Annotated in this window: 5 protein-coding genes; 2 read left to right on the forward strand and 3 right to left on the reverse strand. The window is 73.8% G+C overall.

Features of this window, described 5'->3' with window-relative positions:
- The coding region (locus AB0G08_RS27120; protein WP_358092821.1) for an amino acid adenylation domain-containing protein at positions 1–2,780 on the reverse strand (2,780 nt) is incomplete at its 3' end.
- 1,304 nt (positions 2,781–4,084) lie between these two features.
- Between AB0G08_RS27120 and AB0G08_RS27125 the strand changes: the two genes are divergently transcribed.
- Positions 4,085–5,251, forward strand: a complete 1,167-nt coding sequence (locus AB0G08_RS27125; RefSeq protein ID WP_358092824.1) for an ATP-grasp domain-containing protein — start codon at positions 4,085–4,087, stop codon at positions 5,249–5,251.
- 119 nt (positions 5,252–5,370) lie between these two features.
- A complete protein-coding gene (locus AB0G08_RS27130) occupies positions 5,371–6,234 on the forward strand; it encodes an alpha/beta hydrolase (RefSeq protein WP_358092847.1) in 864 nt (287 codons plus the stop codon).
- Positions 6,235–6,268: 34 nt separating this feature from the next.
- Here the strand turns inward: AB0G08_RS27130 and AB0G08_RS27135 are convergent, their stop codons facing one another.
- Together AB0G08_RS27135 and AB0G08_RS27140 are read right to left on the reverse strand one after the other, a co-directional pair.
- On the reverse strand, positions 6,269–7,309 hold the full coding sequence (locus AB0G08_RS27135; protein ID WP_358092827.1) for a 3-dehydroquinate synthase family protein: 1,041 nt from the start codon (positions 7,307–7,309) through the stop codon (positions 6,269–6,271).
- Positions 7,290–8,054: a hypothetical protein gene (locus AB0G08_RS27140; RefSeq protein WP_358092830.1), complete on the reverse strand. Its 765-nt coding sequence runs from the start codon at positions 8,052–8,054 to the stop codon at positions 7,290–7,292. The genes AB0G08_RS27135 and AB0G08_RS27140 overlap by 20 nt, the downstream gene beginning before the upstream one ends.
- Positions 8,055–8,342: the final 288 nt, after the last annotated feature.

Here is an 8,342-nt window from a genome sequence, read left to right on the forward strand (position 1 = left end):
TTGGTGGACTTCTCGCGGATCAGGGCGGCGCGCCAGTTGCGGCCCTGGGTGTAGTCGAGGGGCTGTTGTACGGCCTCGGCGAGCTGGTCGAGGGCCTCCTGTTCGCTGGTGGCGTCGGTGAGCAGTCGCAGCTGCGGCATGCCCGGGTTGGGTGGGACGAGTGCGACCGGCGGTTCGACGCGGCGGTAGCGGGCATGCAGGGCCTCGTGTCGGCGGTGCACGTCGCCCAGCGCCGCCATCAGCGCGCGCAGGTCCAGCTCACCCTCGATCCACCAGGTCACCGGGACGACGACCTCCAGCGGCGACATCAGGCACTTCGCCACCTGCTGCGCGAGCGGCACCGGGCCGGGGCGCTGACGGGCCTGCCCGGCGGTCGAGCCGGTCTCCGGACGGCGGGGCGCCGTGGTCAGCCAGTGGGCCAGCCCCTGCGGCGTGGGGGTGCGGTGGATCTGCGAGACGGGCACGACGACGTCCGCGGCCTCGTCGATGCGCGTGGCCACCGTCGCCGACTGCAGCGACGTGCCGCCCAGGTCGAAGAAGCTGTCCCGCGTGCCGACCCGGTCGATGCCGAGGACGGTCGCGAACACCCCGGCCACCAGGCGTTCCTCGTTCGTCGCCGGCTCGACGAACTCGACGCCGAGGTCGGGGCGCTGCGAGCCGGGTTCGGGCAGAGCGTTCCGGTCGACCTTGCCGGTGCCGCCGACGGGGAAGCGGTCGAGGGTGACGATGACGGCGGGGACCATGTAGGAGGGGAGTACGGCGGCGGCGTGTGCGCGCAGGTCGCCGGTGGCGGGGGTGCGGCCGTTGCGTCCGGTGACGTAGGCGACGAGGCGGGCGGTGCCGTGGTCCTCGCGGCGGGTGACGACGGCGGCGCCGACGTCGGGGTGCTGGGCGAGGACGGTCTCGATCTCGCCGAGTTCGATGCGGATGCCGTTGACCTTGACCTGGTGGTCCATCCGGCCGAGGATCTCGAGTGCCCCCGCGGCGTTCCACCGTCCGAGGTCGCCGCTGCGGTAGGCGATCCCGCCGCCGTACGGGTCGGTGACGAACCGTTCGGCGGTCAGTTCCGGGCGGTTGAGGTAGCCGTCGGCGACTCCGAAGCCGGTGATGAGGATCTCCCCGGGCACGCCCATGGGCACGAGGCCGAGGTTGGCGTCGACGACGCGGAGCTGCCGGTTCGGCATGGGCCATCCGATGGGCACGTACGCGCCGCCCCAGCCCGCCGACGCGTCGAACCACGTGCACGCCACGGCGATCTCCGCCGGCCCGTACGCGTTCACCACCCGCGTACCCGCCGTCAACCAGCGCTGGGCCAGCTGCGGCGGGACGGCCTCGCCGCCGAAGATGATGCAGCGCAGGCCGGGGCAGGCGGCCGGGTCGAGCGGGGCGACGTTGGTGGCCGGTCCGAACGTGTGCGTGACGTCGTGGGTGTTGATGAGGTCGGTGAGCCGGCGCGCGTCGAGCAGGTCGTCGCGGGAGCAGACGACGACGCGACCGCCACCGGTGAGCGTGGCGAAGACCTCCCCGAACGCGGCGTCGAAGACCGGTGCCGCGGAGTGCAGCATGCGGCTGTCGGGGCCGATGGCGCACTCGTCGGTCATCCACGCCAGGAAGTTCGTCAGCTTCTCGTGCGTCAGCACGACGCCCTTCGGCGTACCCGTCGAACCCGACGTGTAGATCACGAACGCCGGCGCGGACGCCTCGACCGCCGGCAGGTCCACCGGCTCGCACGCCTGCACCACCGGCCAGTCGTCATCCAACGCCACCACCGACACCCCGTCCCCACCGGGGACCCGGGGCGCCACCGCACCGACGGTCAACACCACCCGCGCGCCATGATCGGCCAACAACACCCGCATCCGCTCCGCCGGCCACGACACGTCCATCGGCGTGTACGCCGCACCCGCCCGCAACACCCCCAGCGTCGCGACCAAGGACCACAACCCGCGCTCCAACGCCAGCGACACCACGTCACCGGCGCCCACACCCACCGACCGCAGGTACGCCGCCAGCGCCGCCGACCGGCGATCCAACTCCCCGTACGTCAACACCTCACCGCCCGCGACACCCGCCACCGCCTCCGGCGACCGCCGCGCCCACCCCAGCACCAACTCGTGGATCGGCTCGCCCGACACCTCCCGCGGCGCACCCCGGCCCCACCCCAACAACCGCTCCCGCTCCGCGTCCCTGAGCAACGGCAGCCCCGACAGCGCCGCCCCCGGCTCCGCCGACCCGGCGCGGACCAGCGTCTCGACCTGATCCACCAGGCTCCGCACCCACTGCGCGGAGAATCCCTCCACCGCGTAGTCCACCCGCACCGCCGACCCGTCCGACGCCACACTGACGACCAGGTCGACGTCCACCGCGTCCGGCCCCACGTCGGCCACCGGAGCGGCCACCAAGCCCACCAGCACCGGACCCACCGGGCCCCGGCCCTCCGCCGCCACCGGCGCCGCCAGCGCCGAACCCACCCGCGCCACCAGCTCCCCGAAACCCGGATCGCCCGCCACGTCCACCCGCAGCACCGACGCGCCACCACCCGAGGACAGGCCCAGCACCACCTGCTCCTGGGCCGTCCACCGGGCCAGCACCGCCACGAGGCCCGCCACCACGACGTCGCCGGCCGGCCCGACGTCCGGCTGCCGGGAGGGCAGCACCCGGTGCACCGAGGCCGCCCGCGCCGGCCACACCGTCGGCCGACGCAGGTCCCCGACCAGGTCCAGAGTCCCGGCGTCGACCGCACCGTCCACGGTCCGCGCACCATCGAACCCGACAGACATCAGCTCAACCTCCGATCGAAAGGGGGCGACCGGAGGGCGCGGGGCCGCGGCGGCCGGTCAGCCGGGGTGCCGTACGCCGGACGGCATGGGGGGACGCGAGGCGCTGCGGCGGCGTGGCACGACGCCGCCCCCGCCCACGTGGAGGACGGACCGACGCGTCGTCGAAGCGGACCCGTCGCGCCGCGCACGATCCGTGGGCCGTGCGGGTGGCGGTGGACGGCGGTTCCGGGGGCCGCGGTGGGGCTGCGGACCCGCCGGCGCCTCGACGCCACGCCACCGGACGCGCCGCGGACGACGCGGCAGGGGGCTGCGGACCCCACGGCCGATTCGTGTGGCCGGATGCCAGCAGCGGTGCGACCAGGACGGGGTGACCGTCCGGATCCCGGGCCGCGACCACGCCGTCGATCTCCAGGAGCAGGTCGGTGCCCGATCCGGTCACCGGCACCTCCCGTCCATCCGGGGCGTCGCGCACCCACATTCGTCCCCGATCCGGTGCAGTGAAAAGGGAACGACGAACCGATGGGGCCCGACCCTACGAAGCGCCGTTGAGTGGCGTACACCCCTAGAGATACGCACGTCGACCCCTAGCGCGACGGCCGAGATCCCGACCGGGGCCCGCCGGGGGAGATGCCCGAAGCAATGACCGGACCAGGGCCGGGTCCGCTGTCGCCGCCGTCCGACGGGGCAATTTGTGCTGGTCGAAGTGGCATCGGGGCCGGAATGGCCGATCGGGATTCCGATCGCCTGCCGTAACCTCTCGCCGAAAGCACATGTCGCTATATGTTTTCTATAGTGGATGGTTGGCGCCCTCCGACAGGGTCGGTGCCCGATTGTCCGGGTTCGACGGTGAATGGTCCCGCGACCTCCTTTAGAAAGCACCTTTTCGGTCAGTCCGAGTCGAGGGGCCGAGTTGGAGAATCGGCGAATTCGATCGCGAAAAGGGCCGCCGGTGTTCGGCTGACCGGCCCATCCCCGGGCAATGAGGACTGACTATGCTTTCCCGATCATGACCCAGTCGGTGGCTGGCAGACCAGACACCGCCTGTTGGTGTGCACCTCGCCGATCGCGGCGCTGACCACAAGCCAGCCCGCTACCTGGCCGGTCTGGCCCGAGACCGGCCGGTGGGTGCACGCGGTACGCCCGACTCTCGTGGCCGAGCGGCCTCATCAAGACCCGGAAGCGCACGCGTCCGTCCACGTTCTCCGCTGTTCGTGGGCGTCGCGCACCCGGACTTCGTGCCACCCCGAGGCCCCCAGTGGGCCGGCATGTCAGGAGATCCAATGGATGGACCTATCCAGGTGCAGGTGTTCGCTCACGATGGGGTGGTCCTGGCCCGGCCACCCGACCCGGTGACGACCGCCGACAGCCGCTATCTCGCCGGTGCGGGCGCCGCCCTGTACAACGGGCTCGACATGATCACCGGACTCCACCTGACCCTTCCGCACCAGGCGTCGGCCATCTGCAGCACCGGATCCAGCGCCGACAAGTCGCTGCGTCTGCTCAGTCGGTGTGGTCTCAAGACGCCGAGCGACCTGCGCGAGTTCCGCTCCGGCGCGCAGGCGGTGCAGTTGGCCCGGGACGCCGCCGAGCGGGGCGAGACGCTGGAGTTCCAGTTCCCCCCGCACGATCCGCGACTGCGGGCGGCGCGCGCCCGGGTCGCCCCGGACCTGCTGGCCCGCCTCAACGACAAGACGATGCTGGAGACACTGGTCGCACCCGAATACCTGCCCCGTCGGCAGGTCGCCACCCCCGCCGAGGTGCGCCGGATCGTGCAGCAGGACCGTCGGCCGGCGGTGGTCAAACCGGCCGGCGTCGAGGTGTACAGCGGGATCGCGATCTTCACCAGGCGGCTGCAGGACCGGCGTCACCGGGCCCTGTTCAACCAGCTGGAGCAGGTGAGCGAGCGGTGGATCGTCGAGGAGGAGGTGCCCTTCCGGACGATCTGGGGGATCCAGTTCGGCGTGACCGAGAGCGGAGCGGTGCAGTACTTCGGTGCGTCCGTACACCTGCCGCAGCCCACGTCGACGTGGGTCGGTTGTGTGCTGGACGACGACCAGCCGCCGGCGGAGCTGGTCGAAGCGCTGACCGTAGGGGTCCGAAAGGCCAGTGCCCTCGGCTACCGGGGGTACTGCTCCTTCGACGCCGGGATCGGTCGCGACGGCGAACTGCGGGTCATCGACCCGAACTTCCGGGTCAGCGGGGCCACCACGTCGGTGCTGCACCGCAGCTCGCTGCTGGGGCAGCACCCGTGCGCCATGACCACGTTCTTCTCGCTGCGCCCCGGCGTCGACGCCGAGCCGATCCTCGCGCCGTTCATCGACCGGGGGCAGTTCGTCGCGTTCATGCACCACGACCCGGCGGAGACGGACAACGGCCCGCTGCCGGCGACCATCGTCGGCATGGTCGGCGCCTCGGACCGGTACGCCTGCGGCGTGCTGGTCGCACAGATCCAGCGGGCGCTGGGCAGTTGACGTCTCGTCCCCCGGGCCGCACGGCCCGGGGGACGACGCGGCGACGGGCGACCCGCCCCGGGCCGGTGAAAACGCGGTGCGCGGTGACCGGCCCCGCGACCATGATGAGGATCATGAGCGTGCGCATCGGCGACCCGGTCCGGCTCGGGGAGAGCCGACTGCCCGACGGACGGTTGCTCGGCTGGGCCGAGTGGGGGCCGCCGGACGGCGTTGCGGTGCTGCTGTGCCCGGGAGCGGCCACGAGCCGGTGGCTCGGCTTCGGCGCGGACGTCGTCGACGCGCTCGGGGTGCGGCTCGTCTCCGTGGACCGCCCGGGGCTCGGCAGCTCGACCCCCGCGCCCGGCCGGACGTACGCCGACTTCGCCGAGGACGTCCGCCAGCTCGTCGGGCTGCGGGGACTGGCGTCCCCGGCGGTGGTCGGCAACTCGCAGGGCGCGCCGTTCGCGCTCGCCTGCGCCGTGGCGGGTGTCGTCACGGCGGTGGCCGTCGTGTCCGGCGCGGACGAGGTCGCCGCGCCGGAGTTCGCCGAGGCGCTGCCGGCGCAGCTGCGCCGACTCGTGGACGGGGCGGTCGCCGATCCCGCCGCGGCGGAGCAGTTCTTCGCGCGCTTCGACGCGGACGCGATGTGGGACATGGTGACGAGGGGGAGTCCCGAGTCCGATCTGGCGGTGTACCGGGACCCGGGCTTCGAGGCCGCCTACCGCCGCGCCCTGCGCGAGGGGTTCGCCCAGGGCCCGGCGGGCTACGCCCGGGACACCGTCCTGGCCATGCGGCGATGGTCCTTCGACCTCGCGCAGATCACGGTTCCGGTCGACCTCTGGTACGGCGAGCAGGACACCAGCCACTCACCCGACAACGGAGCGACGCTGGCTGCCCGGATTCCCGGTGCCGTCCGGCACCTCGTGCCGGAGGTCGGTGGCGCGGTGCTGTGGACCCGCGCCGAGCCGATCCTCCGCTGCCTGATCGGGCGACGACCCACCTGAGCCGGGCCGCCGGCCGCGGCCGGGGTGCCGGCCGCTACATGCCGGCGAGGGCGGCCCGGACGGCGGACTCGGGGACGTCGGCGACCAGTTCGGGCCCGGCCGGGCCGTCCAGGACGAAGGACAGGCCCGAGGTGGCCTTCTTGTCCCGCCGCATCAGCGCGACCAACTCGTCGGGGTCGACGCCGCCGGGCAGCGCGGTGTCGAGGCCGTAGCCCGCCACCACGTCGTGGTGCTCGGCCACCCGGTCGGCCGGGACGCGGCCGAGGGCGCCGGCCAGCCGGCCCGCGAAGACCGTGCCGACGCCGACCGCCTCGCCGTGCCGCAGGCCGAAGTCGGTGGCCCGCTCCAACGCGTGCCCCAGCGTGTGGCCGTAGTTGAGGATGTGCCGCAGGCCGGAGTCCCGCTCGTCGGCGGCCACCACCCGCGCCTTGAGCGCCACGCAGGCGGCGATCTGCTCCGCCACCGGCCGGTCGCGCAGCTCGCCCGCGCCGATGAAGTGCGCCCGGGCGATCTCCCCGTACCCGTTGCGCCACTCCCGCTCCGGCAGCGTGCCCAGGTGCTCGGTGTCGCAGAGCACCGCGCGGGGCTGCCAGTACACCCCGACGAGGTTCTTGCCCTCCGGCAGGTTGACCGCGGTCTTGCCGCCGACGCTCGCGTCCACCTGGGCGAGCAGCGAGGTCGGCAGGTGGATCACCGCGACGCCCCGGTGGTAGAGGCCGGCGGCCAGCCCGACCACGTCCGTGGTGGTGCCGCCGCCGCAGGAGACGACCGCGTCGGCGCGGGTCAGCCCGAACTCGGCGAACGTCCGGCAGAGCTGCTCCACCGTGGCCAGGTTCTTGTCGTGCTCGCCGTCGCGGGCCGGCACCACCCGGTGCGGCACGCCCGGGTCGGGCGTCCACTCCGGTGGCCGGGCCGAGACCACCACGACCCGCCGCGCGCCGATCCGTGCCACCTCCGCCGCCAGCCGGTGGCGCACCCCGGGGCCGATCAGCACCGGGTACGCGCGCTCCCCGAGCGCCACCTCGATCCGGGCCGGCTCGGCGAGGGCGTGCGGGTCAGGTGCGGACGCGTGCATGTGGCTGCTGCCTCCTCTGCGGGACGGGGACCGGCGCGGCGACGACCGGGCGGTCCCGGACCATCGACAGGCGCAGCGCCAGCGCGGCCAGCGAGTCGACGTCCGGCCCGATGCCCCACCGGTCGTGGGTGAGCTGAGCGTGGTGCGCCAGCAGGAAGCCGGCCGGCGTCGCCGGATGGTCGCGGCCGACCACCTCGGCCACCCGGTCCAGGTAGCGCTGCCAGGCCACGGCGATCTCCCCGCCCAGCGGCAGGTCGCCGGCCGCCAGGACGATCTTCTCCGCGCCCGCGTCCGCCTGCGCGGCGAGGTCCCGCCGCTGTGCGACGGTGAGCCGCTGACTGCGCTCCTGCCAGTGCAGGAAGAGGAACGCCAGCCGGTCGGCCGCCGGCACCAGCCCGGTCAGGTACCGCAGGTGCGCCACGGCCAGCGGCAGCTCGACGCCGGCCAGCCAGGGGGCGTCCCCGCCGAGCAGGGTCAGGGCCAGGTCGCTGCCCGCGCACGCGAGCGGGCCGCCCCGGGCGGCGTCACGCACCACGCACCGGTCGGCGGCGAAGGACACCCCCGGGTCGTACGCGAGCAGCCGCGCCCGTACCGCGTCGAGCGCGGCCGGGGCGGCGTGGAAGCCGAGGCTCACGCGCGGCCCGGCGGGGGAGCCCTCCGGGTCGAAGAACCACTCCATACCCGGATCGGCCCGGCGGGCGGCGGCGACCAGACCGGTGAGGACGGTTCCGACCAGCTCGGTCATCCGCGTGTCCGGGCCTCCGTCGGCCGGCACGGCCGAGCGGGCGAACAACCAGCAGCGTTCCAACGACGGCACCTCGGCTGACGGGCGGGTGGAGCACGGGGACTCGACGGTCTGCGGGGGTCGCCCCATCATCGGCCTGCGGCCCGTCCCACCACCGGATCAGCGGTCCGAACTGGGGACGACTTAGGGGGTGACAGGGGTAGGACACCGGCAGGGTGCTCGGAAGACTTGGGCCGCTACGGCGAGCGGGGTCTACGCCGCGGATGAGAAGTCTCGCCGACGGACGGA

This window comes from Micromonospora sp. NPDC023644 (assembly GCF_040640115.1).
GTDB lineage: Bacteria > Actinomycetota > Actinomycetes > Mycobacteriales > Micromonosporaceae > Micromonospora.